21 protein-coding genes are annotated in these 24,499 nt (G+C 61.6%); 13 read left to right on the forward strand and 8 right to left on the reverse strand.

Going from position 1 to position 24,499, the window contains the following annotated elements:
• Positions 1–27 precede the first annotated feature (27 nt).
• The 4 genes from KHO30_RS25265 (at position 28) to KHO30_RS25280 (ending at position 5,115) form a co-directional block, all read left to right on the forward strand.
• A complete protein-coding gene (locus KHO30_RS25265; protein ID WP_093633060.1) occupies positions 28–573 on the forward strand; it encodes a fimbrial protein in 546 nt (181 codons plus the stop codon).
• 107 nt (positions 574–680) lie between these two features.
• Complete coding sequence (locus tag KHO30_RS25270; protein ID WP_244179240.1) at positions 681–1,439, forward strand: fimbrial biogenesis chaperone; 759 nt, start codon at positions 681–683, stop codon at positions 1,437–1,439.
• 2 nt (positions 1,440–1,441) lie between these two features.
• Positions 1,442–4,078 (forward strand): fimbria/pilus outer membrane usher protein, encoded by a 2,637-nt coding sequence (locus tag KHO30_RS25275; protein ID WP_211702690.1) that lies wholly within the window; start codon positions 1,442–1,444, stop codon positions 4,076–4,078.
• Positions 4,075–5,115 (forward strand): fimbrial protein, encoded by a 1,041-nt coding sequence (locus KHO30_RS25280; protein WP_200620452.1) that lies wholly within the window; start codon positions 4,075–4,077, stop codon positions 5,113–5,115. Before KHO30_RS25275 ends, KHO30_RS25280 begins: the two co-directional genes overlap by 4 nt.
• A gap of 48 nt (positions 5,116–5,163) precedes the next feature.
• On the opposite strand, the gene KHO30_RS25285 is transcribed toward KHO30_RS25280, so the two are convergent.
• On the reverse strand, positions 5,164–5,787 hold the full coding sequence (locus KHO30_RS25285) for an ABC transporter ATP-binding protein (protein ID WP_200620451.1): 624 nt from the start codon (positions 5,785–5,787) through the stop codon (positions 5,164–5,166).
• A gap of 261 nt (positions 5,788–6,048) precedes the next feature.
• Between KHO30_RS25285 and KHO30_RS25290 the strand changes: the two genes are divergently transcribed.
• Positions 6,049–7,359, forward strand: a complete 1,311-nt coding sequence (locus KHO30_RS25290; protein WP_211702691.1) for an MFS transporter — start codon at positions 6,049–6,051, stop codon at positions 7,357–7,359.
• A 6-nt stretch (positions 7,360–7,365) separates the two neighbouring features.
• Here the strand turns inward: KHO30_RS25290 and KHO30_RS25295 are convergent, their stop codons facing one another.
• Complete coding sequence (locus tag KHO30_RS25295; RefSeq protein WP_093633055.1) at positions 7,366–8,433, reverse strand: AraC family transcriptional regulator; 1,068 nt, start codon at positions 8,431–8,433, stop codon at positions 7,366–7,368.
• A gap of 290 nt (positions 8,434–8,723) precedes the next feature.
• Here KHO30_RS25295 and KHO30_RS25300 point away from each other — a divergent pair, with 290 nt between their 5' ends.
• Together KHO30_RS25300 and KHO30_RS25305 are read left to right on the forward strand one after the other, a co-directional pair.
• Positions 8,724–9,008: a hypothetical protein gene (locus KHO30_RS25300; protein WP_211702692.1), complete on the forward strand. Its 285-nt coding sequence runs from the start codon at positions 8,724–8,726 to the stop codon at positions 9,006–9,008.
• A 576-nt stretch (positions 9,009–9,584) separates the two neighbouring features.
• The gene (locus tag KHO30_RS25305; RefSeq protein WP_200620448.1) at positions 9,585–11,489 is read left to right on the forward strand and encodes an AAA family ATPase; all 1,905 of its coding nucleotides are present in this window, start codon (positions 9,585–9,587) and stop codon (positions 11,487–11,489) included.
• A gap of 40 nt (positions 11,490–11,529) precedes the next feature.
• On the opposite strand, the gene KHO30_RS25310 is transcribed toward KHO30_RS25305, so the two are convergent.
• The 3 genes from KHO30_RS25310 to KHO30_RS25320 all read right to left on the reverse strand — a co-directional run bounded on the left by KHO30_RS25310 (position 11,530) and on the right by KHO30_RS25320 (position 13,949).
• Positions 11,530–11,703: a hypothetical protein gene (locus KHO30_RS25310; RefSeq protein WP_200654299.1), complete on the reverse strand. Its 174-nt coding sequence runs from the start codon at positions 11,701–11,703 to the stop codon at positions 11,530–11,532.
• Positions 11,704–11,778: 75 nt separating this feature from the next.
• On the reverse strand, positions 11,779–12,573 hold the full coding sequence (locus tag KHO30_RS25315; RefSeq protein WP_171926452.1) for a sulfite exporter TauE/SafE family protein: 795 nt from the start codon (positions 12,571–12,573) through the stop codon (positions 11,779–11,781).
• Positions 12,574–12,764: 191 nt separating this feature from the next.
• On the reverse strand, positions 12,765–13,949 hold the full coding sequence (locus KHO30_RS25320) for an acyltransferase family protein (RefSeq protein ID WP_200620447.1): 1,185 nt from the start codon (positions 13,947–13,949) through the stop codon (positions 12,765–12,767).
• 587 nt (positions 13,950–14,536) lie between these two features.
• On the opposite strand from KHO30_RS25320, the gene KHO30_RS25325 reads away from it, so the two are divergent.
• The 4 genes from KHO30_RS25325 (at position 14,537) to KHO30_RS25340 (ending at position 19,197) form a co-directional block, all read left to right on the forward strand.
• A complete protein-coding gene (locus KHO30_RS25325; RefSeq protein ID WP_211702693.1) occupies positions 14,537–15,643 on the forward strand; it encodes an OpgC domain-containing protein in 1,107 nt (368 codons plus the stop codon).
• Positions 15,640–17,322, forward strand: coding sequence for a tannase/feruloyl esterase family alpha/beta hydrolase (locus tag KHO30_RS25330; RefSeq protein ID WP_211702694.1), 1,683 nt, complete (start codon positions 15,640–15,642; stop codon positions 17,320–17,322). Before KHO30_RS25325 ends, KHO30_RS25330 begins: the two co-directional genes overlap by 4 nt.
• Positions 17,323–17,512: 190 nt before the next feature.
• Complete coding sequence (locus KHO30_RS25335) at positions 17,513–18,439, forward strand: ABC transporter ATP-binding protein (protein WP_211702695.1); 927 nt, start codon at positions 17,513–17,515, stop codon at positions 18,437–18,439.
• On the forward strand, positions 18,436–19,197 hold the full coding sequence (locus tag KHO30_RS25340) for an ABC transporter permease (RefSeq protein ID WP_093633049.1): 762 nt from the start codon (positions 18,436–18,438) through the stop codon (positions 19,195–19,197). Before KHO30_RS25335 ends, KHO30_RS25340 begins: the two co-directional genes overlap by 4 nt.
• A 72-nt stretch (positions 19,198–19,269) precedes the next feature.
• On the opposite strand, the gene KHO30_RS25345 is transcribed toward KHO30_RS25340, so the two are convergent.
• Positions 19,270–20,271, reverse strand: a complete 1,002-nt coding sequence (locus KHO30_RS25345; protein WP_093633006.1) for a helix-turn-helix transcriptional regulator — start codon at positions 20,269–20,271, stop codon at positions 19,270–19,272.
• A gap of 184 nt (positions 20,272–20,455) precedes the next feature.
• On the opposite strand from KHO30_RS25345, the gene KHO30_RS25350 reads away from it, so the two are divergent.
• Positions 20,456–21,367: a helix-turn-helix domain-containing protein gene (locus tag KHO30_RS25350; protein ID WP_200654294.1), complete on the forward strand. Its 912-nt coding sequence runs from the start codon at positions 20,456–20,458 to the stop codon at positions 21,365–21,367.
• Positions 21,368–21,974: 607 nt separating this feature from the next.
• Positions 21,975–22,400, forward strand: a complete 426-nt coding sequence (locus KHO30_RS25355; protein ID WP_054042606.1) for a DUF3830 family protein — start codon at positions 21,975–21,977, stop codon at positions 22,398–22,400.
• A gap of 133 nt (positions 22,401–22,533) precedes the next feature.
• Here the strand turns inward: KHO30_RS25355 and KHO30_RS25360 are convergent, their stop codons facing one another.
• Both KHO30_RS25360 and KHO30_RS25365 read right to left on the reverse strand, forming a co-directional pair.
• Positions 22,534–22,662 (reverse strand): MFS transporter small subunit, encoded by a 129-nt coding sequence (locus KHO30_RS25360; protein WP_211702696.1) that lies wholly within the window; start codon positions 22,660–22,662, stop codon positions 22,534–22,536.
• A 10-nt stretch (positions 22,663–22,672) separates the two neighbouring features.
• Complete coding sequence (locus KHO30_RS25365) at positions 22,673–24,076, reverse strand: L-lactate MFS transporter (RefSeq protein WP_093633003.1); 1,404 nt, start codon at positions 24,074–24,076, stop codon at positions 22,673–22,675.
• Positions 24,077–24,499: the final 423 nt, after the last annotated feature.

Here is a 24,499-nt window from a genome sequence, read left to right on the forward strand (position 1 = left end):
ACGCATTACTTATCAATGGGGATAACCATGAAATTCACGCGCTCAGGCGTTCTCGCTACGGCCATCGCTGCAGCAGCCGTCATGCCGGCCGTTTCGCACGCAGCCGACGGCACCATCACATTCAACGGCCAGATCACCAGCCAGACCTGCACGATCAGCGGTAACGGCGGCGGCAAGAACTTCACCGTTACGCTGCCGACTGTCTCGACTTCGGCGCTCGCCACTGCGGGCACGACCGCGGGCCGCACGCCGTTCAACATCGCACTGTCGAACTGCACGCCGAATTCGGGCAACGTGTCGACTTATTTCGAACCGGGCGCCACGGTCGATACGACCACGGGCCAACTGATCAACGCTTCGGGCACGGCGACCAACGTCGAAATCGGCCTGCTCAACGGCGACAGCAGCGTGATCACGCTGGGTGCCGCGCAGGCCTCGCAGAACTCGAAGGCAGTCGCGCTGGCAAGCGGTGCGGCCACGCTCAAGTACTTTGCGCAATACGTGGCAACCAATGGCGCATCGACGGCAGGTACCGTCAATACGACCGTTATGTACTCGATCGTCTACCAGTAAAAGCAGGACGCTACGGGGCGGTAGCCGGCGCCCGCGAGAGGCGCCGGCTGTCGAGGAGAACAGAGCGAACCACGAGTTCGCCACGCAATCAGGATAACGAAATGGCAATGCGAAAGAATTTATCAAGGGCGATGACGGTTTTCGCATTGTCGTGGTTGGTGAGCAGCGCGCATGCGGGTGTCGTGATCAGCGGCACGCGCGTGATCTATCAGGCAAAAGAGCGTGAAGTAACCGTCAAGCTCAGTAACGAAGGTGACGCACCAGCGCTGGTTCAGGTGTGGCTCGACACCGGCAATCCGAACGCGATGCCGGACGAATCGAAGGTGCCGTTCACCTTGTCGCCGCCGCTTTTTCGCCTCGATCCGAAGAAAGGGCAGAGCCTGCGCCTGATCTACACGCAGGAACCGTTGCCGCAAGACAAGGAGTCCCTGTTCTGGCTTAACGTGCTTGAAGTGCCGCCGCGCGCGGCAGCGAGCACCACAGCGGACGATCCAAATTCGCTGCAGCTGGCGTTCCGTTCACGCATCAAGCTGTTCTTCCGTCCGGCGGGGCTGCCGGGCAATGCGGACGAAGCGGCCGCGAAAGTCAGCTGGAAATTCGTGCGCAAGGACAACGGCGCCTACGCGCTCGAGGCGACCAATCCGACGCCGTATCACGTGACGTTCAGCAAGATCGTCGCGAGCGAGAGCACGACGAGCTGGACCAGCGACAAGGGCGGCATGGTCGACCCGGGCGCGAGCGCGGACTTCGACATTGGCAACGTTGCGCCGCTCGCCGACGTGCCGGCGCAAGTCGACTACACCTTCATCAACGACTACGGCGCCGGCGTCACCGGCAAAACGCTGCGCGACGGGACCCGCAAGTAATCATGCGCACCCGGGAATATTCTTCGCGGCCGCGAGCCGGAAACTGGTTCGCGCTCAGGCGCAGCCATGCCGTGATGCTCGGCGCGCTGGCCGCATGGGGCGCGACGCCCGCGTTCGCCGACTCCACGATGCTGGCCGACGTGCAGTTCAACAGCGAATTTCTGATGAAGCCGAAAGGCCAAAGCGTCGACGTGTCGCGTTTCGAGCGCGGCAATCCGGTGCAGCCCGGCGAGTACACCGTCGACCTCTACGTCAACGGAAACTGGGTCGGCCACGACACGCTGCGTTTCGTGGCACGGGACGGCGCGGGGAACGCCGTGCCGTGTTTCAGCAAGGCGCTGATCGAGCGCCTCGGTCTGGACTTTTCGACGCTGTCGGACAAGGGCCGCGGCGAACTCGCGAAAGCCCAGGCGGGCGAGTGCGCGAACGTTGCCAATCTCGTCGACGGTGCGTCGCAATCCTTCGATCTGTCCGATCTGCGGCTCGATCTGAGCATCCCGCAGGCGGCGCTGCTGCGCAATCCGCAAGGCTACGTGAGTCCCGAGTTCTGGGACGAAGGCGTGACCTCGGCCACTTTGGGCTACAACCTGAATTCGTTTCGCGTGACGGGTTCGGGCTCCGCGGGGTTGTCCAATACACAGACCTATCTCGGCCTGAATAGCGGCGTCAATGTAGGCAGCTGGCACTTCCGGCAAAATTCCGCGCTGACGTGGCAATCGAACGGACCGCGCACGTATCAGAACATCGCGACGTACGTGCAGCACGATCTGCCGTCGATTCGCAGCCAGTTGACGCTCGGCGACGCCTTTACCGACGGCGCAGTGTTCGACAGCATCGGCATTCGCGGTGTCGAACTCGCGAGCGACGACCGCATGTTGCCGGACTCGCTGCGCGGCTATGCACCGCTGATTCGCGGTGTGGCGATGACCAATGCGCGCGTGAGTGTCACGCAGAACGGCAACAAACTGTACGAAACGACCGTCGCACCGGGCGCATTCGAGATCAATGATCTGTATGCCACCGGCTACGGCGGCAACCTGCTCGTCACCGTCACTGAAGCCGACGGCAGTCAGCATAGTTTCTCCGTGCCCTATGCGTCGGTCGCGCAGTTGCTGCGTCCGGGCATCACGCGTTTCAATGTCGCCGCGGGCCAGCTTCGCGATGCGCAGGTCAATCAGCACGACAACCTCCTTCAGGGGACGGTGCAGCACGGTTTCAACAACGTCATCACCGGCTACGCGGGGACGATTGTTGCGGACGGCTATCTCGCCGGGCTGCTCGGCGCGGCGGTCAACACGCCATTGGGCGCGGTTGCGTTGGACGTAACTGAGGCGCGCGCCAACATTCGCGGCGTGACCAACACCACCGGCCAGAGCGTGCGAATCAGCTACAGCAAGCTGGTGCCGACCACCAACACGAACTTCACTGTCGCCGCCTATCGCTATTCGTCGAGCGGTTTCTGGGCGTTGCGCGACGCCATGCTGGCGCGCAGCGCGGTTGCCGCAGGGCAGGACCCGTCCTCGGTGGATCGCCAGCGCAGTCAGGTCCAACTGACGATGAACCAGAGCTTCGGCAATGGCTGGGGCAATGCCTATGTGGTCGGCTCGACACTTGACTACTGGAATCGCAGCGGCACCACCACGCAATTCCAGATCGGCTACAACAACGTGTTGCGCGCGCTCGGCACCAACTTCAGCTACAACGTGTCGCTGTCGAGGCAGCGCGACGGCCTGACCGGGCAGATGAACAATCAGATCTTCGCAAGCGTCTCGATTCCGCTCGGCAACGGTCAGCATGCGCCGACCCTCTCGACCAGCTTCACGCACAACAGTCAGAGCGGTTCGTCCGAACAGGCGATGCTGAACGGCTCCGCCGGCGTCGACAACGAATTCACCTATGGCGTGACGGCAAACCATGCGCCGGGCTCGAGTGCAGGCGGCGTGAACGGCCAGTACCGCAGCCCGTACGCGACGCTGGCGGCGAGCGCAAGCGGCGGCTCCGGCTACTCGCAAGTGTCGGCAGGCGTGACCGGCGCGATCGTCGCGCATCCGGGCGGCGTGACCTTCGCGAACGATCTGGGCGACACGATCGGTGTGGTCGAGGCGAAAGACGCGAAGGGCGCCCGCATCACCAATTCGTCCGGTGTGCGCATCGACAACTTCGGCTATGCGGTGATTCCGTATCTGACGCCGTATAGCCTGAACACGGTTGAAATCGATCCGAAGGGAATCCCGCTCGACGTCGAATTCAAGTCGACCAGCCAGCAGGTGGCGCCACGTGCCAACTCGGTGGTGATGATTCACTTCGGCACGGTGACGGGCAGGGCAGCGGTGATCTCCGCGCGCTTGCCGAACGGCGCACCGTTGCCTTTCGGCGCGACGGTGTACGACGAGAAGGGGCAAGGTGTCGGTGCGATCGGCCAAAACAGTCGCATCTTTGTGCGCGGCGTGGCCGATGAGGGGGCGCTCACGGTGAAGTGGGGGGATGCAGCGGATGAACAGTGTGCCTTCGGTTATCACTTGCCGCCGAAGGGCGAAGACCGCGGCGCGTACGCGCATATCGATGCCGTGTGTGGCGCGGCGGCCGGCATGACGAACCAGGCAGCGGCGGGCTCGTCCGCTGGAGGAAAAGCACAATGAAGATGTCTCTCTCGTACGGTGCCTTGCGCCGATGCTTCGGTATCCTGATGCTATTCGCTGCTGCATCCGCCGGTCTGATCGCCAGCGTACCCGCTCACGCAGCGCTGCAATGCACGATTAGCGGATCGGCGGCGATCAGCTTCGGCACGCTCACCGTGCCACGTGATACGCCAGTCGGCACGGCAATCGGGCCGGTGCAATCGTCGACCGTTTCTGTTAACTGCCCGTCGAATCCCGGGACGGTGCCACCATACAACAACGGCTGGTATATCCAGTACTACCCGCAACTGACGAGCAGCCCGGTAGCGGGCGTGTGGAACACCGGTATTGCCGGCATCGGCATCAAGGTCGTGGACGTGACCTACGGCAATACGACTTTGTCTTCGCTGGCTGTCGGCAAGTGGGGTGATTTCGGCGCGCCGATTACGAACACGGCGGCGTTCCAGGGCAGCTTCACGTTCACCTACCAACTGGTCAAAACGGCCGCGCAGGTGACAACGGGTGGCGCGGTGAACATCCCGCAGTTGCTCACGCTGGTCAGCCACAATATCCCCGCGAATATAACGTCGCCGGCTCTCGTGACGATCTCGGTCAACAACACCTCGATTGTCGCGACCACGTGCACGGTGACCACGCCGTCGGTGAGCGTCACGCTGCCTACCGTCAATGCCAGCGCATTGAGTCCCGTCGGCACGACACTCGGTAACACGAACCTCAGCATCGGACTATCATGTCAGGCCGGCGCGAATGTTTACGTGACGCTGACCGACGCGACCACTCCCGGCAATACGACCAGTAATCTGACGCTGGCGAGCGGGTCGACCGCGACGGGTGTCGCGTTACGCGTGCTCAATAGCGGTGGAACGGCAGTGAGCTACGGGCCGGATTCGGCGGTAGCGGGCAATCGGAATCAATGGTTGGTAGGTGCGTCGTCGAGCACGACTCGCATTCCGCTGACCGCGCAGTACATTTCCACTGGCACGGTAGGGCCGGGCATCGTGAAGGGGCTCGCCACCTTCACGATGAGCTATCAGTGAGGCCTGAAGCTACGGCGCGTTGACTCGCTAATAGGGTGCGGAATCTTTCTAGCCGCGCATACCCAGGTCCGCAAAACTGACGGTTCTCGCTTCGCATGCTTGCGTAAAAGCGGTGTCGTAGCTCGAGAAAAAGACCGTGCGGGTTTCGGCCAGCGTTTTAAACAGATCGACCAGAACGCCACGCGCCGATGCGTCGAGTCCGCCGACCGGTTCATCCGCGATCACGACTTTGGTCTCGCCGAGTACGGCCCCGGTCAGGAAGAATTTCTTGCGCGTGCCAAACGACATCTGCTCGAAGCGCTTGTCGAGATGCGGCTCGAGTCCGAAGCGCAGGGCAAGGTCGAGTGTGTGGCTATCGACTGCTGTCTTTCTCTCCGACGCCACACGCGCCAGATAGTCTCGACCGGTCTGCTCCGGATACGTCATGCAGTCTTCGGGCACGTACGTGAGCACGGATTTCGCCTCGCGCGGCGCGGTGCGCAGCGAATGGCCGCCGAGCCACACGTCGCCGGCGTCGGGCTCGATCGTGCCGGCGAGGATGCCCAGCAACGTCGACTTGCCGCTGCCGGATTCATCGTTGAGCGCCACGCATCCTGCCGCCGTGTCGTAATGCAGCCCCTGAAAGATGATGCGTTCGCTATAGCGTTTGCTGAGGTTCTCGAATCGAAGCATGACGTGCGGAGTGGGTCAGCCGAAGAATGTGCCGGACGACGGCAGCGAGGGTTCTTCGGGAAGTTAGCGGTTTGCAAGTGTAGCAGTGCGCTCAGATGCTTTCGCGGCATCCGACAATGACACCACCCGTTGGTGAGGTAAGCGAGGCGACATCCGCGCGCGCGGTGTAAAGTTGCGTCTTTTTGCGCCGTTAAAAAAGGCTTCACCGCAATTCTGCCCATCTCCTGAACACCTCGACGCTTCCCCCGTCGACCGCAATCCATGCAAACAGCTGCCCGCAAAGCGGCCCAACCGTCCCGCGCCGAACTCAGGCGTATCGTCACGGCAATTGTTATCGGTAACGGCTTCGTGGCGTACGACTTCACCGTCTACAGCTTTTCCGCGGTCATTATCGGCAATCTGTTCTTTCCATCGAGCAATCCCGCGTCGTCGCTCTTGCTCTCGCTCGCCACCTTCGGCGCGGGCTTCGTGATGCGCCCGCTCGGCGCGATCATGATCGGCTACATTGCCGACAGCCGTGGCCGCAAAGCCGGCCTCACGGTATCGCTCACGCTGATGACCCTTGGCACGTGGCTGATCGCGTGCTTGCCAGGCTATGCGTCGATCGGTCCGGCCGCGACGGTGTTGATGGTGCTCGCGCGCCTGATGCAGGGGCTCGCCGCAGGCGGTGAGATCGGGCCGGCGTCGGCTTCGCTGATGGAGTCGGTCACCTACCGGCACCGCTGTTTCATGGTGAGCTGGCGCGGCGCGAGCCAGGGCGCGGCCGCCTTCGCCGCCGCGCTGGTTGGGGCCTGCACGACGGCGCTGCTGTCGCCCGCCGCCATGCATGACTGGGGATGGCGCGTTCCATTCGTGCTGGGTGGGCTGATCGGACCGGTCGGCTGGTACCTGCGTCGCCGCATGCCGGTGGCCGCGCCGCTGCCGCGTACGCGGCTCAGTGCGAGGCGCATGTTCATGGAGTACCCGCGTCCCTTCGTCTGCGGCCTCCTGATGATGGCGGCGCCTTCGGTGGGCATCTACCTCACTGTTTTCTATATGCCGGCCTACCTGGTTCGTACGCTGCATCGGCCGGCGGCAATCAGTCTCCTGACAGCCTGCCTGTCGGGCCTCGTGATCCTGGTAGTGACGCCGCTCGTGGCGCACGCGGCCGACCGTTTCGTAAGCCGCAAGACGTTGCAGTACGCGGCACTCGTGGCGTCGCTGGCGGCCGCGTGGCCGGCATTCCGGGCGCTGACCCACGGCGTGGGTGACGTTGCCGCGCTCGTCATCATCACAGGGTACGTCGCGCTTGCGGTCAACAATGCCGGTCCGAGTTCCGTGCTGATGATGGAGGCGTTTCCGGTGCATCGGCGCGCGGCGGGAGTTGCGATGATTTACAGCTTCGGCGTCGTCCTGTTCGGCGGATTTTCGCCGTTCCTCGTGACGTGGCTGATCAACCGCACGGGCGATCCGATGGTTCCGGCGTGGTATCTGATGGCCGCGACCCTGCTTACGCTTGCTGCGGTAAGGGCCTTTCCGGAGGCAGAGGCGCCGGATGCGAGCCTTGCCGGTGCTTCGCAGCCGCCGGCTTAAACCGGCTTAAATCGGCTTAAGCGCGCTCCCCCAGCGCTCCCTCGTGCCGCGGTGCTGCAGGTCCACGGCGCGCGCCCGCATGTCCTGCGGGCTCATGTCGAAGGCGCGGCGAAACGCGCGTGTGAAATCGGACGCGCTCTGAAAGCCGAGTCCATAGGCGATTTCCGTTACCTGAAGATGCGGGAAACGAACCAGTTCGTCCGCTGCTTCCCGCAAGCGGCGATTGCGGATGTAGGCGCCGAGTCCGCCGTCGTGCTCGAACCAGCGATAGATGGTGGCGCGTTTCAGCTGTAAGGCCTGAACCACGCTGGTCGGTGTGAGGTCGCCCTGATGAAGATTGGCTTCGACGTAACGCCGCACCTGTCCCATCACGGCGGCCTGCATCGCCGCCCGGCTCGCGCCGGTCAGTCGCGCCTCCTTGCGGAAGGCGGCGATCAGCAGTTGGGCGCCGGCATGTAATGCCTCCGCCGCGCTGGCTGGATCGAGCCTGGGGATTTCCCGGGCAACTGCCGTCATGTGATCCAGCACAAGACTGGTCAACGGCGCACCCTGCTGGACGACGCGGCCGTGAATCGCTGTGGCGTCGCGCAGTTCCTCATCCACGATCGCAGCGGGTACGAAGAGGCTCAGAAGCCGGCATTCGGGTCGCTCGGCCCGAAACGGCTGATTCAGGTCGAACGCGACGATGCCCTGCACCGAGCCCTGCTCGCTGCGTTTCTTGCGCATGCCCGTGACGTGGCCGACTTCGCCTTCCACGAACAGTTGAAAGGCGTAATCGCGCCGCGAGTCTGTGGAAACCCGCGCGACCGATCGTTCCAGCAGCACCGCGTCCGTGCTGCAGTCCGTAAACACCATGCCGCCGACCGCATAAAGATCGATCTCGCCGCGAAATCCGCCGGCGACCTGTTCCTTCGACGGTGGCACGTCGACCACATGCCCCACGCGCTGGCGCCAGGCCAGAAATTGTTCGTCGGCTGTGAGCGCGTGCGTGCTGAAGCGGCTCGTGGAAATGGCGGAGCGCGATTCGGCTGCGGCGGCAGCAGCCAGGTGCGGCGGTAAGGTGCGCTGGTTCATGGATCGGTTGCTGCGAACAATGCGTGTGATTCCGGCGGGCAGCGGCGGTAACCAGATATTTAACACGCCGTCGTCCAATATTGAGACGGATGGTAAAGCCTAACAAAAAAGCTGCGGTATCGTCGGATGATTAGATGCAGATCGGTTTCATCGACGGCGCCACCATGCGTTTATAACAGGCTCCGCGTTTGAACACGCAAAGCACGCAGAAAGCGCGCCGATTGGCATTCTCGGCGCAATGGGTGCGAGGCCCAGGCTTTGCCGGCGGCCAATTTACGGGGAATCGAAAGATGAGCGGCACGAACAGGCAACCGACCGCCCAACGCGGCGGGCGGCGTCCGTCCAGTCTGGTGGATAGCCAGTTGGAGCATCTTGAGAACATGGTTCAGTACGTGACACGTGGCGACGCGGCTGGCGTGCTGGTCCCGCTAGACCATGAGTATTGGGAAAAGCGCATTCGCGCGCTGGAAGAGACTCATGAGCTACTTGCCAGCCATCGCAAACGCGTCATCAAGCTTCTCGACCTGCTCGGGAGTGATGCGCAGATGAAGCTGAGGCGGCGTACCGCTGCCTGAGTTCAGATTTACTGAAGGGAAAGGTTGCGAGGATCGGGGGTAGTTGCAGGAGAGAAGATCGGTGCCACAAGGTACCGGCAATAAAAAAGAAGGACCTGAGAGTGCGGTAATGATGCGGATGGGCCCACAGAGGTTCGCCGCTCAGTTGTGAAACCGATGGGCGTCTTGCCCATCGGACGTCTGGGGGTGTTGCAACACACACCTGCGGACTTGGCCGAGCAACCGGCGGGGGATCGCCACGAAAGTGTCGTCCTCGCCGGGCGCTCGCTCGGCTCATCCCTGCTTCATACCAACACCTGCCTATATAGCCGCCAGCCTGTTTGGAAGTGCGCCTCTAATATTCCGCGCTTTACTGCAATATTGACCGCTTTTAAATAGGGCGCGGTTACTTTCAGGTATGCAGAATACGCAGTGAATATAGCGCTGATAAACTGTGCGCCGGAACAACAGGTCGTCGCTTTCAAGGCGCCGATCGCTCCCCCAAATTCGACGATTTAAATCGCCGGACTACCCACCGCTACTACCTGTATTTGACCAGTATCAGGGCTCCCTTTAGCCCGTTTTTGGAAGTGACTCATGAAGCCGGGAAAGAACTCGCTTGGGAAAAGACGCGCACGCAAGATCGCCATTGGGGTCAGTGCGGTATTAATCGCGGCATTGCTCGCATTCAGCGTTTGGATTTATCAGCAGCGCGACGTGCAGACAACTCCGGCGCTTACCGGCATCGCGAATCAGATGCGTCACGATCCCTCGGCGTGGACACATGACGAGAAAGACGCGTCGCAAATGCTGCGCGATATTCACGACGCCAACGTGGCCGCGATCGGCGTGAGCCCCAACGCGATTCTCGTGTCGAAGCGCGATGGCGCGAAATACTTCGTCACCGACCATAACGCGACGTTTTCGCACGCACTATTGCTCGGTGAACCCAAAGCTGGCCAGGCCGCGTCCTACCAGCTCGTCTGGCTGCCCGACGCCGACATTCGCACCGGCGCATCGCGCTGGGTGCCGGTGTTCAATCAGGTGCGCGACGCGATCAGTTTGCTGTTGCCGCTATTGCTGATTGGCGGCATGGTGTGGTTCATGCGCCGCGAGATGAGAGGCGGCGCGTCGCTTCTCAGCAAGGCGCCTACGCTGCGTTTCGACGACGTGATCGGCGCGGGTGAAGCGAAGGCGGCGCTCGCGGACATCCGCGGCTATCTTTCCGATCCGAAGCAGTTCACGTCGATGGGCGTGCGCGCACCGTGCGGCATTCTGATGGTCGGCGGCCCTGGCGTTGGCAAGACGCGGCTTGCCCAGGCGCTCGCCGGCGAATGCGGCGCGAACTTCATTTCGATCACCGGCAGCTACTTCAGTGCGAAGTACTACGGTGTCGGCATCCAGAAGGTCAAACACCTGTTCGAACTCGCGCGCAAGAATGCGCCCACGGTCATCTTCATCGACGAAGCCGACGGCCTCGCCAAGCGCACGGATACCGGCGGCGGTCCCGTCGAAGCCGAGAGCAATCGCATCATCAACCAGCTGCTGGCGGAAATGGATGGCTTCGCTTCGAATGACGGCGTCATCATCGTCGCGGCCACGAACCATCCCGACAATCTGGACGAGGCGTTGCGCCGGCCAGGCCGTTTCGATCGCACGGTGCAGGTCCGTTTGCCCGACCGCGAAGACCGCGCGAAAATTTTCCGCTTCTACGCAGAGAAGCTGAAGTCGAAGGCCGCCGACATCGACTACGACCAGCTCGCTCGCCTGACTACTGGTCTGTCTCCGGCAACGGTCGCGATGGTCGTGAATCAGGCGGGACTGGTCGCGCGCAAAGCCGGCGAGACGGAAATCGCCGCGAAGCATTTCATGGAGGCGATCAAGATTGCGCGCATCGGCGACGTGAGCGGGGCAGAGCGGGCACTGAGCGAAGACGAGCGTACGCGTATCGCGGTGCACGAAGCGGGACACGGTCTCGTCGCCGCGCTGCTCGGCACCGGTGTGCTGGAAGAAGTCACGATCTTGCCGCGCGGCGGCGCATTGGGTGTGGCGCTCATCACCAAGGCGCAAGACAAGCACCTGTACCGCGAAACCGAGATCCGCAACGAGATTCAGGTCCTGCTCGGCGGTCGCAACGCCGAAATTCTCACGTTCTCCGAAGCGTCGAGCGGCGCCGCGTCGGATCTGCAGGAAGCGTCGCGCATCAGTCTCGACATGGTGTCGAAGTTCGGCTTCAATCGCGATGGCGATCTGTTCAGCCTCGCGGCGCTGCCGTCGCAGTACGCGGGGCTGCAAATGAAGAGCGCCATCGAGCACGCCAACGTGCTGCTCAAGGAGTTGAACGAGTTGTGCTACGGGCTGCTGCATGCTTATGAGCCCGTGCTGCGCGCCATTGCCGACGAACTGCTCGAGCGGGAGACGGTTCCGGGCGAAGCGGTTTACCGGCTGATCAAAGAGCACAAGAGCGCGCTGAAGATCGTCCACGAGCCGGCTGCCGCTTGATCCGCGTTTGTTCCGTTTTGCCGCCACGAGAGCGGGAACGTCATTTCTTAGGTGGTGGCGTGTCGCCCTTTTGCGGCAGAGGCTGATCGAGACCCGGTTCGACTGGGGTAGGAATGGCGTCGCCGATAGGCTTGGAAACCTCGGTAGGCGGGCTGCCGGGGTCTTCATCCGGCTTGTTTTCGTGCTCGTTCGGGGAATTGGGCATGTTTGCCATGATCGCTCTCCGGTGGATTGCTATGAGCAATGAGCAGCAATACGCGTTCCACGGTTGGCGCGCACAGCCCACACCCTATAAAACCCCGGATTTCCAGACCATTTGCGCAGCGGCTGCCAGAACGAATACCAGAACCAGAACGCGAAACGCTCCCGGCGGCAATCTGTCTCTAAGCGGCCGTACCAACAGTATTCCCGCGATCACCGGCACACTCGCGCAGACCGAAATGACCAGATCGCTCCAGCTGGCATGCGCACCGCCGCTAAACGTGGCAACCAGCGTGATGATTGACACCACCAGAATAATTGCGATCTGCTTGGTAAAGACTTTTCCCGTCGCGCCCGTGGCGATCAGATACATCGCCAGCAAAGGCCCCGGCACCGAAGCGATGCTCTCCATCACCGCCGCCCCGAATCCCAATACGAAGCCCGCCGGTTTCGCCCATCTCGGTGACAGCGTGAGCCGCGGTGAAAGCAACAGGAGCAGCGCCGCAACGATCAGCAATACGCCCGCAGCAGCCTGCGCGCGATGGGGCGCAAGCGAAATCAGTACGCTCACGCCGACGATGTTGCCGATCACCGTACCGATCAAGGGCGCGGCAATGCGCCGGACCGTCGGCAGCATGTCGCCGCCTTCCAGCGCCTGTGGAATATTGCCGAGAATGATCGGCATCGACAGTAGTAGAACGGCCTCCTTGATCGGCATGAACTGGCTGAGAATCGGCATCGCCACCAGCGGCACGCCGATACTCACCACGCCCTTGACCATTCCGCCCAGCAATAGCGCCGCAACAATGCCGAGCAGCGCGTAAAGGCTGAGCGTCTGCAGGCTCGCGCCAAGCACGCCGTTGGCGAAACTGAAATGAAACATCGTTGAAGTCCGCGAGCCCACCGCGCGGGCCAGATGGACCGGAGTTCGCGCGGGCAGTGGCTTGTTTTTATCGTTCGGCCTGTTCAGTGCCTGCGTGTCGCGCAAGGGTCGAAGCAGCCGGCCAGGTGAGGCCGCATGATACCGCGCCCTTACTCATGTCGCATGAAAGCAGAACGTAATGGGTGAGTCCTTCAGGCAGCATCTGAAGCGGTGCTTTTTTCTCTCAACGCATGCCCGTTGCGGGCAGCAAAAGAGGCCGGTGTTTGCGTAGTAGTTGGTGTCGTGGTGTCCAACGGCGCACGCCGTGTTTTCAAGCGAAGAATGGGTGCTTCGATCAGGCGCCAGGACAACACGGCCATCGTCAGTGAAATCACGAATGACGCGACAATTCCGGCGACATGCGCCCACAGCGGCACGGTACCGCCGAAGAACGCCGTGGCGTGGTGGTTGCGGGTCAGGTCCGGAATCAGATTGTGATAGAGATAAAAGCCGTAGCTGATGCGCCCGAAGTTCATCAGCCAGCCGGTTTCGAGCAGGCCGATCACGGCGGCGTTGCGGCAGCACGCAATCGAACACACCAGTGCCGCGATACAGAGGCCATACAAGGCGCTGACCGTCGTGAAGGCAAGCGAACTGTCCAGTTGACTCCACATAGGCTCAGTCGCACAAAAGCCCACCAGGCAAACGCTCAATACGAACAGCGTCATGCCATGCCCGAGCACGATGCGCAAACGGCTCTCGTTCCCGGCGATCATCAAGCCGCCAATCCCGCCCAAGGCGAGCAGCCAGAAGTTGGTCAGCGGATGCGTATAAATCGTGATGTCCTGCCACTGTGCCGCACGCATTGCCAGCAGCGAAACGAGTCCCACCGCGATGATCGCGAGGCACACGGCGCGATGCCGCCGCACCGCAACCAGCAGCAATAGCGGCGCAAACACGAGATAAAACTGCTCCTCGATCGCGAGGCTCCAGAGATGCGAGTAACGCCCCGGCCAGTAATGCAGCACCGAGCCGATCCAGAAGTTCGACAGATAGGCGAAATGAAACGGCATGCCGCTCGCGAGCTCTGGGCTCGCCATCCCGAGCGCCATCAGCACGCACATCACCGCCAGCATCAGGTAGTAAATCGGAAAAATGCGCAACGTGCGGCGAAACAGAAAACGCTTCAATTCCACACTGAACCGGCTGCCGTTTGTTTCGATGCGTGCGCGTTGTGCGGACAGAATACCGATGATCAGAAAGCCGCTTAGCGCGAAGAATATCCACACACCAAGATGACCAATTTCGCCGATGTCGCCGAATAAACGGTGCTGAAAAAAGACCATAAGGACTGCGATCGCGCGCAATCCGTCGAAGCCTGCAATTCTGTTATTCATGTGGTTATCTTCCAGTGCGAAGGCGGTGCGCAAAGCGCTGCCGTTCAGGGCGAGAGTGGAAGGACCGGAACGTACCGGTGACGGCAAAGTCAACAACGGCAAAGGGAAAACGTCGCAATGACGCTCAGCAAGCCAGGAGATCGAAGATCAGCCCGGCAGCGTGTCCGGTCCACATGAGTGGCCGCCGTCGAGGGGGGGTATCGCGGGAAATGCGCGAGGTCCGACGGGCGTGCATTAACCCATCCTACGATGAAAAAAAGCGAAAAAAATCGCGCATCGCAATCAGTGATTTTTTTCAGTGACCTTTACCGATCGTGTTTGTGCTGGATGGTTTGAAAGTCGCAAAACTTGCTGCAAGACTTTCCGCTAACCATGGCACGACAACTCAGTATTACTGCATGCCGACATCTGATTTTCAGATTGCTGGCACTCCGAATGCATTTAGAGGGCGGTTGTCAGCGCGTGTCGAGTTGGCGCACGGTCTTGCTGGGAACGTTTTATTCTCATGGAGTTCCTACATGGAACTCCCTGTGTATGACCGCTTTTCACGGCGCATTGCACGCACGCGCCATCTTGCGAGAACCAGAATGGACACCCGCCGCGGACGCTCGATCGAAGTGGATTTCTTCCGCGGCGTCGTGTTGATCGTCATCGTGCTGGACCACATTCCCGGCAGCACGCTGTCGCATCTGATGTTGCACACGTATGCCCTGTGCGACTCGGCGGAAGTGTTCGTGTTCCTCGGCGGCTATGCGTCGGCGGCAGCGTTTACAGCGGTACTCGCGGGCCGTGGCGAGAGTGCGGCGAAGATGCGTTTCGTGAGGCGCTGCTGGGAGATCTATCGCGCCTATCTATTGACGGCCGTATTGACGCTGCTGTCCGGCGCCGTCCTCGCGCTATTGCATCTGAATCAGCCGATGGTCGACCTGACCGGCTGGCAGCCGTTCGCGGTTCAACCGTTGCGCGAAGCATTCGATATTGCCGTGCTGCGGCGCCAGCCGTATTTGTCGAGCGTGCTGCCCATGTACGTGATCTTTGCGCTATTCGTGCCATTCATGGTGCCGTTGGCGCGCCGGTCGTCGCTCGCGGCGCTGGGCCTGAGCGTGACGATCTGGGCGCTTGCCCGGCCGCTGGCCGCGCTATTCAGCATTGACGACGTGGCCGGCTGGGCTTTTAATCCGTTTGCATGGCAATTGATGTTCGTGCTCGGTATTCTGTGCCGGGTGCAGCCCGTCAGCGAGCGCTTTCACGCCACCCGCACGGCGCATTGGTTCACGCGTGCCGCAGTGGTCGCGGTGCTGGGGTTCGCCATTGTTAAACTCTTTGTATTGACGCAGCCGCTGCCCGGCTTGAACAAACAGAACCTCTCCGTGGAACGCGTGATCAACTTTCTCGTCATCGCCTGGCTCGCCGCGCAGTTCGTGCGCACGGGCAGCATTGCGTGGCTCGCGCAGCGCTTGCCGGCCGTGGTGACGGTCGGCCGTACCGGGCTTGTGTGTTTTGTCGCCGGCACGCTGGTGTCGTTGATCGTCGATACGGCAACGCCGCATACGTTCCACGGCTTTCGCGGCACGCTGATCGGACTCGGCGGCGATCTGGTCGCCATCGGCGCGGTGCTGATGATCGCGCGCGGCTGGAACGACTGGAGAGGGCCGCGCTCGCGCGCGGCTGTCAACGGCGCGGGTTACGGATGAGGGCGCGGGTGCGCCATGTCCGCCGTGGGCTTTCTAAGGGGCGTTCACGCACGGCTGTCACGGTGGCCGGCGCGGTGCTATGGCTGACGAACGCCTCACCGGCATTCGCCGCGCCCAAGGATGCGCCGCTCGCCATGCGTTGCGCGGAATTCGCGGGCGCGGTGTTGCCCCCGGAACTGATCGCTTTGCCGACTGCTGGCGTGCAAATCGAAAGTGCGGCGATGGTGGCGGCCACCGCGCTCGGCAATCAGCAAGGCGGCGAATATTGCCGTATCACCGGGCGCATCAAGGCGCTCAAAGCCACGACGCCGGATATCCGCTTCGACCTGAATCTGCCGCGCCGCTGGAACGGCCGCGCGTTGCAGATCGGCGGCGGGGGCTACAACGGCGTGGTGGTGAGCGGGACGGGCGTGATGCCGTTCTCTCCGGATCGCGCACCGCTCGCGCAAGGCTATGCGACCTTCGGCGACGACTCGGGGCATGTGGGCGATTCATCGCTCGCGGTGTTCGGCCTCGTGGATGAAGCGGTGACGAATTTCGGCTACGCGCATCTGAAGAAAACGCACGATGCCGCGCTCGCATTGATTGCACGCGCTTACGGCCGGCCGCCGCAACGGATGTATTTCGCCGGCGGCTCGACGGGCGGCCGCGAAGGCTACACGGTGATGCAGCGCTATCCCGACGACTACGACGGCGTAATCGCCAATTCACCCGCGCTCAATTTTTCCGGCGTGCGTTTGATGGGTGTGAAGCTCGGTCAGGCGGAATACGCGACGCCCGGCGGTTTCGTTTCACCAGTACTGCTCGAGCACGTGTATCAACGCACGCTCGCGGTCTGCGACCGGCTCGATGGCGCGGCGGACGGCGTGGTCAGCGACGTCGACGGGTGCAAGGAACACGAAGCGGAAATCATCGCCTCGTTGCGCTGCGCCGGACGGTCTCCCTCGCATGACGAGTGCCTCACCGACACGCAGCTCTCCACCTTGCTGCTGATGCGCGACGGCCTGTCGTTGCCCTACAAGCTGGCGTGGAATGTCAGCGGCTATAGCGGCTACAACATCTTTCAGGGCACGCGTCTGACCGGCATGCTCGGTCTCGGACATCAAGCCGGGCGACTGCCGGTGCCGACCTTCTTCGCCAACGGCTATCTGTTCGCGCAGGGCGACGGCTACGTCCGCTACTTCGTGGCCCACGATGCGGAGTTCGACTCGCTCAGGTTCGACCCGCTTCATCCCGGCAAATATCGCGGACAGCTCATCGCGCTCTCACAGACGATCGGCGCGATGAACCCCGACCTGGCTCGCTACATCGCGAAGGGCGGCAAGCTCATCACACTGCAAGGCCTCGCCGACGAAGTCATCAGCCCGAACCAGACGATCGCTTACTACGATGCGCTGATCGATCGATTCGGCATCGACCAGGTCGATGCGTTCATGCGGCTCTACATGGTGCCGGGTTTCCAGCATGGCAGCGGCGTGTTCATTCCGTCGGTGGATCTGCTGGGCGCGCTCGACAATTGGGTGACGCGTGGCGTATCGCCCGAAACGCTGACCGCTACGGATATCGCGGCCGCGACCAACGGACGCTCGCGCCCGTTGTGCCGTTATCCGCTGTTTCCCCGCTATAGCGGCAAGGGCAATGTGAATCTCGCCAGCAGTTTCACGTGCGCCGAACCGTGACGGGCACCGGCCTGTCTGGCAAGAACTCGGCCGGCCCTGAAAGGCTGACACGCTTACCGGCGGTATCCGCTCCTCCGAAATCTCGCGGTTACGCTGCACGCTTTCCCACTTTCAATTACATTGCGGGTGCGGCGGCGTATTCGTCCCGCCCCCTTTTAATCCAATACCGGTGTCTGCCATCGTCGAATCCATGCAGCCTATCGTTTCGGTTACGAATCTGTCGAAAACCTATGCCACGGGTTTTCATGCACTCAAAAACATCAATCTGGCGATCAATCGCGGAGAAATCTTCGCCCTGCTAGGGCCCAACGGGGCGGGCAAAACCACCCTCATCAGCATCATTTGCGGCATTGTCAATGCGACCGTCGGCAGCGTGATGGTGGACGGCCGCGACATCGCGACGGACTATCGCGGCGCACGCTCGCTGATTGGCCTCGTGCCGCAGGAGCTCACCACCGACTCGTTCGAAACGGTCTGGGCGACCGTCTCGTTCAGCCGCGGGCTGTTCGGCAAGCCGAAAAACCCCGCTTACATCGAGAAGGTCTTGCGTGATCTGTCGCTGTGGGAAAAGCGCGATAACAAGATCATTACGCTGTCGGGCGGCATGAAGCGCCGCGTGCTGATTGCGAAGGCGCTCTCGCACGAACCGCGCGTGCTGTTTCTCGACGAACCCACGGCCGGTGTCGACGTCGAGTTGCGCCGCGATATGTGGAAGCTGGTGCGCTCGCTTACTGCAAGCGGTGTGACGATCATCCTCACCACGCACTACATCGACGAAGCCGAGGAAATGGCCGACCGCATCGGCGTGATCAATGCGGGCGAGATCATGCTGGTGGAAGAGAAGACGGAGTTGATGCGCAAACTCGGCAAGAAGCAGTTGACGCTGCAACTGGAGAGTTCGCTCACTGAAGTGCCGCCGGCGCTGGCCGGATATGGACTGGATGTCGCCAAGGGTGGCAACGAGTTGATCTACACGTATGAGGGCGACGGCGGGCGCACCGACATCATCGCGCTGCTCAAAGCGCTTGACGATGCCGGCATCCGCTTCAAGGATCTGCATACGACGCAAAGTTCGCTCGAAGACATCTTCGTCAGTCTGCTCCGAGGTAATCAATGAATATCTACGCAATTCGCGCGATCTATAAGTTCGAGATGGCGCGCACCTGGCGCACGCTGATGCAGAGCATCATCGCGCCGGTGATTTCGACTTCGCTTTATTTCGTCGTGTTCGGCGCGGCCATCGGTTCGCGTATCAAGGAAGTGGACGGCATCAGTTACGGCGCGTTTATCGTGCCGGGTCTGATCATGCTTTCGCTGCTGTCGCAAAGCATTTCGAACGCCTCGTTCGGAATTTACTTTCCGCGCTTTACCGGCACGATCTATGAGTTGCTATCGGCGCCGGTGTCGTATCTCGAGATCGTGGTGAGCTATGTGGGCGCGGCCGCCACCAAATCGATTCTGCTCGGCTTGATCATTCTGGCTACTGCCGGCCTGTTCGTGCCGCTGCAGGTGCAGCATCCGTTCTGGATGATTCTGTTTCTGGTGCTCACCGCGGTCACGTTCAGTCTGCTCGGTTTCATTATCGGCATCTGGGCGGATAGCTTCGAGAAGCTGCAACTCGTGCCGCTCCTGATCATCACGCCGCTTACCTTCCTCGGCGGGAGTTTCTATGCGGTCAATATGCTGCCGCCGTTCTGGAAGGTCGTGACGCTGTTTAATCCGATCGTTTACCTGGTCAGCGGTTTTCGCTGGAGCTTTTATGGTCTGGCCGATGTGGATGTCGGTGTCAGCCTCGGCATGACCGCGTTGTTTCTGGCGGTGTTTCTCGTGATTGTTGCCTGGATCTTCAAGACCGGGTACCGGCTCAAGAGCTAACGGCGCTCATGATTCAAGCGCACGCGGCCGGCTCGACATGCGCGCCGGCCGCAGTGCTCTTTAGTCCCTCCCTTAAGTCACATACCCCTGCGCCACATTGATCAACTGCACGCGATTGCGCACGTTGAACAACTGCCGCAAGCGCCGCAAGTGGTAGTCGACGTTATGCGGCGACAGCCCGAGGAAGTAAGCGATTTCCTTGTCGCGCTGCCCCTGCACAACCGCTTTCAGCACTGCATGCTGCAACTCGCTCAGCGAGACGCGCTGCTGCTGCTCGGGGGCGATCCCGATCACGCTTTTCGCGTGCATCCAGATGAATTCATGGATCGTGTGCGCGAACATCAGCGTTTCGGCCACGATCGATTCCGTCATCCAGCGCGGGTTGCCGATCTCCGAGTTGAAGCACAAGCTCGCGCTCAGCTCCGGCTCAGGCAGCGGCATCTGCGTGAGAATCCCGCTTTTGCGGCCGTTGGCCTCCAGCATGTCGATCAGCCCGCCGAGCCGCTCGCTGCGCATCTGCGCGCGCGGCAGGTCGGCGCGCATGTCGGCGGTGTTCCAGAGGAACGGCATGCCGGTCGGCGACGCCAGCGCAACGCGCGGATCGAGCTCGAAATAACGCTCGCGGAAATAGCGCGTGAGCCATGTCTGCGACTCGTAGCTGGTCAGCACGAACATCGACTTGTGATGCGCGGTGGTGCGCGTGGCCGAATAGCTGAACGAGTCGAAGCCGAGTTGTTTGATGCGCCGCCGCACGAATTCGATGCGGTCCTGCGCACTGCCAAAACGCACCAGCGGACTGATGACTGGCGCTGCACGTCGTGCGGCAGGCGAGGGTGTGCCGATCTCCTCTTCGGTGAAAAGAGTCAGGAAACCGCCAGCCGATATGCCTGACGCCATGCGGGTTGATGTCCTGGATGCTTCAGCCGCGTGGGCTGAATTCTCGAGTTGCCGCGTGCCGGCCGGGTAAGCCGGTTGTGCGGTAACCGCTGAGTTGTATGCCGCCGACACGTGGCTGGCCTCGCCTTGCGGCGAGCCCGTCAGCCAATGCGGCAACGTATCGCATTCGTGTTCCATGAAACGGTAGCTCCGGCGTTCGAAACGCGTGAAAGACGACAACCTGGATGATTAACTATTTCCAAATATTACGGTAGCCGGTTCCTTGCTATCATTTTTGAGATCTTGCGCTGACCTCTAACCGGCGACGCGGGTGCGGCAGGGTTTGCTCATGTGCATATAGGACCTCCCTGAAAGAGACGTGATGGCAAAAATTCCAAAGCTGACAACGACGCTTGCCTACGACCGCTATATGGCGGGCCAGAAACTGGTGTCGAGCGTGGATCGCCCGTGGCGGCACCTGGTGCTGCGCTCGTATCTCGAACCTGACGAGCAGGAACTGCTGGAGGCGCCCGGCCTGCAGGACGTCACGCTGATGACGCTCGGCAGCGGCGCCGAACACCTCGAGCGCAACCTGGACGGACGCTGGGAGAGCGCCGACCTGCGTATGGGCGACGTCTGGTTCGTGCCGCCCGTGCCGATCTCGTGGCGCTGGCGTTCGATCAGCGATGAGCCGCTGTCGACCGTTCATTTGCACCTGGAGCGCAGCCTGATCGACAGCGTCGCCGACCAGATGGAGCTGGGCGGTTCACGCGAGCTGACGCTAGGCGACGCAATGCAGTTTCACGATCCACTGATCGCCGAGATGCTTCGCGCATTGCATCGCGCCGCGGGCGATCCCGCCGACTCGCGGCTGTATGTCGACGCGCTGACCCACGCGCTCGCCGCCCATTTGTTGCAACATTATTCGCGTGGCCGTCACACTCAGGCCGGCCTGCCGCCGCATCCCGAGCGTTTGGTGCCACGCCGCATCCGCCGTGTAACCGATTACATTCGCGCCAATCTTGCCGCCGATCTGGCCATCAGCGAACTGGCCGCGCAGGCCGGGTTAAGCAGCTTCCACTTTGCGCGTGTGTTCCGCCGCGAGACCGGTGAAACACCCCATCAGTTCGTCACGCGCTTGCGTCTCGAGGAAGCCGCGAGGCTGCTGCGCGCCTCCGATCAGCCGGTGCTGCAAATCGCGCTTGCGGTTGGTTTCGAGAATGCCAGTCATTTCTCCGTGCAGTTCAAGCGTGGCTACGGCGTAACGCCGCTTGCCTACCGGCTGCGCGGCTGAGCGTCAGGTTGCGCGGCTGGATCGCGTGGGCGGCTCGCCAATATGCGATGCCCGAGCTGCATGCCGACGGTTGACGGCACGCGGGATTCGTCGGTCGCGACACGCTATGCTGCTGTGCAGAGCGGGAACGCCTGATCGCCGCGTGGCACCGTATATCGAGGCCGGTCGCGGTGGGTTGTCGAGGGCAAGGTTTGATGAAGCGTCGAAAACAGCAATCACGCACTTTTCGCAGTTTGCTGCGCATTGCGCGGCTTGCAAACTACGAAGTTTCGTGGCGCGATTGAGGATGAAGCTGGCATGGATGCGCCCCGGTGCTGTTCCGGCCAATTTTGAAGCCCTGTGATTTCATGCGCGGTGAACGATAGAACCGCTTGCATCCTTTGCGCTTGTTGGTTTGCGGTAGCACACGGTGGAGCGCTATGAACGCGCGATGGCCTGTGCAGTGCGCGTTCGCCGCGGCCATTGGGCTAACTGGCCTGACCAGTTGCTCGGCAACTGTATCTGTCGAAGCCTTGCACCGGCCGACAGAATGTTGTGCCGTCGGCTTGGCCTCAGCCGGCGTCTGACCGACCCTTCCACTCAACCCTTCACACCGGATACCTTAGCGATGACCCGACTCCGAATCACCTCCTGCGGCCACGTCTTTACCGCCGAAACGCATCCCGACGCGCCGCAAACGGTGGCCGCCTTTCTGAAGCTTCTGCCGTACCGTCAGAAGATCATTCACGTGCGCTGGAGCGGCGAGGGCTGCTGGGTTCCGCTCGGCGACTTCAAGCTCGAAAACGACGGCGTGGCGGTCGGCTTCGAAAATCACACGAGCCATCCGTCGGTGGGCGACATCCTGTTCTATCCGGGCGGCTACAGCGAAACGGAGATCATTCTTGCGTACGGCTCGTGCTGCTTCGCAAGCAAGCTCGGCCAGCTCGCGGGCAATCACTTCCTGACCATCGTCGAAGGCAAGGAAAAGCTGCGCGAACTCGGCACCAAGGTGCTGTGGGAAGGCGCGCAAGAAGTACTGTTCGAGAAGATCTGAAGCGGCGGCAGTGCGGTGTGTCCGCAGTAGCCGGAGGCGGAGGGTAGGAGACCGCGCGCAACTCGTGCGCGCGTTGTGACGCTTTGCTGGCGCCCCGCACGTTCGATCGTGTGGGGCGCGTGCAACACTTAACTCACTTGAACAGCTTCATCGCTTGCGAGAGCGTATTGAACACGCCCCATGCGAGCGGCAGCGTCACATACAGCCAGAAGACGGCGAGCTTGACCTTGTTGGTCGGATGAACGGCTTGAGCGGTCGACATGCGAGTCTCCTTAGGCGCCTTTGGCGAGTTGTGCGTCGGTCATGTGGTGCTTGTCGTCGACACGCTTGACCAGCAGGTTGCAGACGAAACCGATCACCAGCAGCACCACCATGATGTGGATCGTCATCGTGTAGGCGTCCGCCTTGGCCACGCCGTGCGCCACCTGATAGGCGCGGATGTAATTCACCAGCACCGGACCGGCGACACCCGCTGCGGCCCAGGCCGTCAGCAGACGGCCGTGAATGCCGCCGACGAAGGCCGTGCCGAACATGTCCGCGAGATACGCGGGCACCGTCGCGAAGCCACCGCCGTACATCGACAGGATCACGCAGTAGGCGAGCACGAACAGGGCGATCTGGCCGGAAGCCGCGAAGCCGGGCACGAGGTAGTACAGCACGGCGCCGAGCGCGAAGAAGATGAAGTAGGTGTTCTTGCGGCCGATCCAGTCCGAAGCCGAGGCCCACACGAAACGGCCGCCCATGTTGAACAGCGAGAGCAGGCCGACGAAACCAGCCGCCGCGGCAGCCGTCACGGTGTCCTTGAAGCTCTCCTGAATCATCACCGACGCCTGGCCGAGAATGCCGATGCCGGCCGTCACGTTCAGGAACAGCACGAGCCAGATCAGGTAGAACTGCGGCGTCTTCAACGCCTGATCGATGTGCACGTGGTTACGCGAGATCATCTTCTTCTGGGTGGTCTCGGGCGGCGTCCAGCCGGCCGGCTTCCAGTCAGCCGGCGGCACGCGAATCGCGAGTGCGCCGATCGACATCGAGATGAAGTACGCAATGCCGAGCACGACGAAGGTCTCGGCCACGCCGATGCTGGTCGCGCTGCGGAAGTGGTTCATCAACGCTACCGACAAAGGCGCGGCAATCATCGCGCCGCCGCCGAAGCCCATGATCGCCATGCCGGTCGCCATACCGCGACGATCCGGGAACCAGCGGATCAACGTCGACACCGGCGACACATAACCGAGGCCGAGTCCAATCCCGCCGATCACGCCGTAGCCGAGATAAAGCAGCGCGATCTGATGCAGGTGCACGCCGAGCGCCGAGACGAGGAAGCCGCCGCCGAAGCAGCACGCAGCGGTAAACATCGTGCGGCGCGGGCCGACATGTTCGAGCCACTTGCCGGCAAACGCCGCCGACAAACCCAGGAACACGATCGCCAGCGAAAAGATCCAGCCGAGCGAGGTCAGCGACCAGTCGTCAGCGGTGGATTGCGTAATGCCGATGACTTTGGTCAGCGGGCCGTTGAATACGGAGAAGGCGTACGCCTGACCGATACAAAGGTGAACGGCGAGCGCTGCAGGCGGAACCATCCAGCGCGAAAACCCGGGCTTCGCAACGGTGGCCTGTTTGGAAAAGAATGGGGCAGAGCCTGAATTCCCGCTCGGCTCGGTGATACTGCTCATGGTCGGTCTCCGGTGTGACGAATGCTTTGTTATCGGCGCTTCATACGCAAAGCTTTAGGTCGCGGCGTAAAAATTGCAGATTCATGTGGCTTACATATATGTATTTTTATTTCATATGACGGTCGTCAAATTCAGACAAAACTCGTTCCGTCGAACGATAGGGCGCGAACCTGGCGTTTGCAATATGAGATGTAAATGCATAAGGCATTAGCCTGGTGAAATACGACCGTAATCTGCGGAAATGCGGCGATGCGGCACGAAGGCCGGGAACGAGCTACTGAATGCAGGGCAATCAGTGTCCGGAATCGGCAAAAAGCGGAGTGTTGGGGGGAGGTGCGCGAGGGGCATGAAGTAGCGCTACTCGCGAGAAATCCAGTATTCATTCAAAAGCCAACGGGCCGGTCGTAGCACCTCTGCCACGCC

The organism is Paraburkholderia aspalathi, from assembly GCF_905220735.1.
Lineage (GTDB): Bacteria > Pseudomonadota > Gammaproteobacteria > Burkholderiales > Burkholderiaceae > Paraburkholderia > Paraburkholderia aspalathi.

Bases quoted from the DNA above. Each gene is read 5' to 3' on its own strand.
- KHO30_RS25285 (WP_200620451.1), bottom strand. From the start codon at position 5,787: ATGCTTCGATTCGAGAACCTCAGCAAACGCTATAGCGAACGCATCATC.
- KHO30_RS25340 (WP_093633049.1), top strand. From the start codon at position 18,436: ATGAATATCTACGCAATTCGCGCGATCTATAAGTTCGAGATGGCGCGC.
- KHO30_RS25310 (WP_200654299.1), bottom strand. From the start codon at position 11,703: ATGGCAAACATGCCCAATTCCCCGAACGAGCACGAAAACAAGCCGGAT.
- KHO30_RS25270 (WP_244179240.1), top strand. From the start codon at position 681: ATGCGAAAGAATTTATCAAGGGCGATGACGGTTTTCGCATTGTCGTGG.
- KHO30_RS25365 (WP_093633003.1), bottom strand. From the start codon at position 24,076: ATGAGCAGTATCACCGAGCCGAGCGGGAATTCAGGCTCTGCCCCATTC.
- KHO30_RS25320 (WP_200620447.1), bottom strand. From the start codon at position 13,949: ATGAATAACAGAATTGCAGGCTTCGACGGATTGCGCGCGATCGCAGTC.
- KHO30_RS25360 (WP_211702696.1), bottom strand. From the start codon at position 22,662: ATGTCGACCGCTCAAGCCGTTCATCCGACCAACAAGGTCAAGCTCGCC.
- KHO30_RS25325 (WP_211702693.1), top strand. From the start codon at position 14,537: ATGGACACCCGCCGCGGACGCTCGATCGAAGTGGATTTCTTCCGCGGC.
- KHO30_RS25335 (WP_211702695.1), top strand. From the start codon at position 17,513: ATGCAGCCTATCGTTTCGGTTACGAATCTGTCGAAAACCTATGCCACG.
- KHO30_RS25280 (WP_200620452.1), top strand. From the start codon at position 4,075: ATGAAGATGTCTCTCTCGTACGGTGCCTTGCGCCGATGCTTCGGTATC.
- KHO30_RS25345 (WP_093633006.1), bottom strand. From the start codon at position 20,271: ATGGAACACGAATGCGATACGTTGCCGCATTGGCTGACGGGCTCGCCG.
- KHO30_RS25305 (WP_200620448.1), top strand. From the start codon at position 9,585: ATGAAGCCGGGAAAGAACTCGCTTGGGAAAAGACGCGCACGCAAGATC.
- KHO30_RS25290 (WP_211702691.1), top strand. From the start codon at position 6,049: ATGCAAACAGCTGCCCGCAAAGCGGCCCAACCGTCCCGCGCCGAACTC.
- KHO30_RS25355 (WP_054042606.1), top strand. From the start codon at position 21,975: ATGACCCGACTCCGAATCACCTCCTGCGGCCACGTCTTTACCGCCGAA.
- KHO30_RS25275 (WP_211702690.1), top strand. From the start codon at position 1,442: ATGCGCACCCGGGAATATTCTTCGCGGCCGCGAGCCGGAAACTGGTTC.
- KHO30_RS25300 (WP_211702692.1), top strand. From the start codon at position 8,724: ATGAGCGGCACGAACAGGCAACCGACCGCCCAACGCGGCGGGCGGCGT.
- KHO30_RS25350 (WP_200654294.1), top strand. From the start codon at position 20,456: ATGGCAAAAATTCCAAAGCTGACAACGACGCTTGCCTACGACCGCTAT.
- KHO30_RS25295 (WP_093633055.1), bottom strand. From the start codon at position 8,433: ATGAACCAGCGCACCTTACCGCCGCACCTGGCTGCTGCCGCCGCAGCC.
- KHO30_RS25330 (WP_211702694.1), top strand. From the start codon at position 15,640: ATGAGGGCGCGGGTGCGCCATGTCCGCCGTGGGCTTTCTAAGGGGCGT.
- KHO30_RS25265 (WP_093633060.1), top strand. From the start codon at position 28: ATGAAATTCACGCGCTCAGGCGTTCTCGCTACGGCCATCGCTGCAGCA.
- KHO30_RS25315 (WP_171926452.1), bottom strand. From the start codon at position 12,573: ATGTTTCATTTCAGTTTCGCCAACGGCGTGCTTGGCGCGAGCCTGCAG.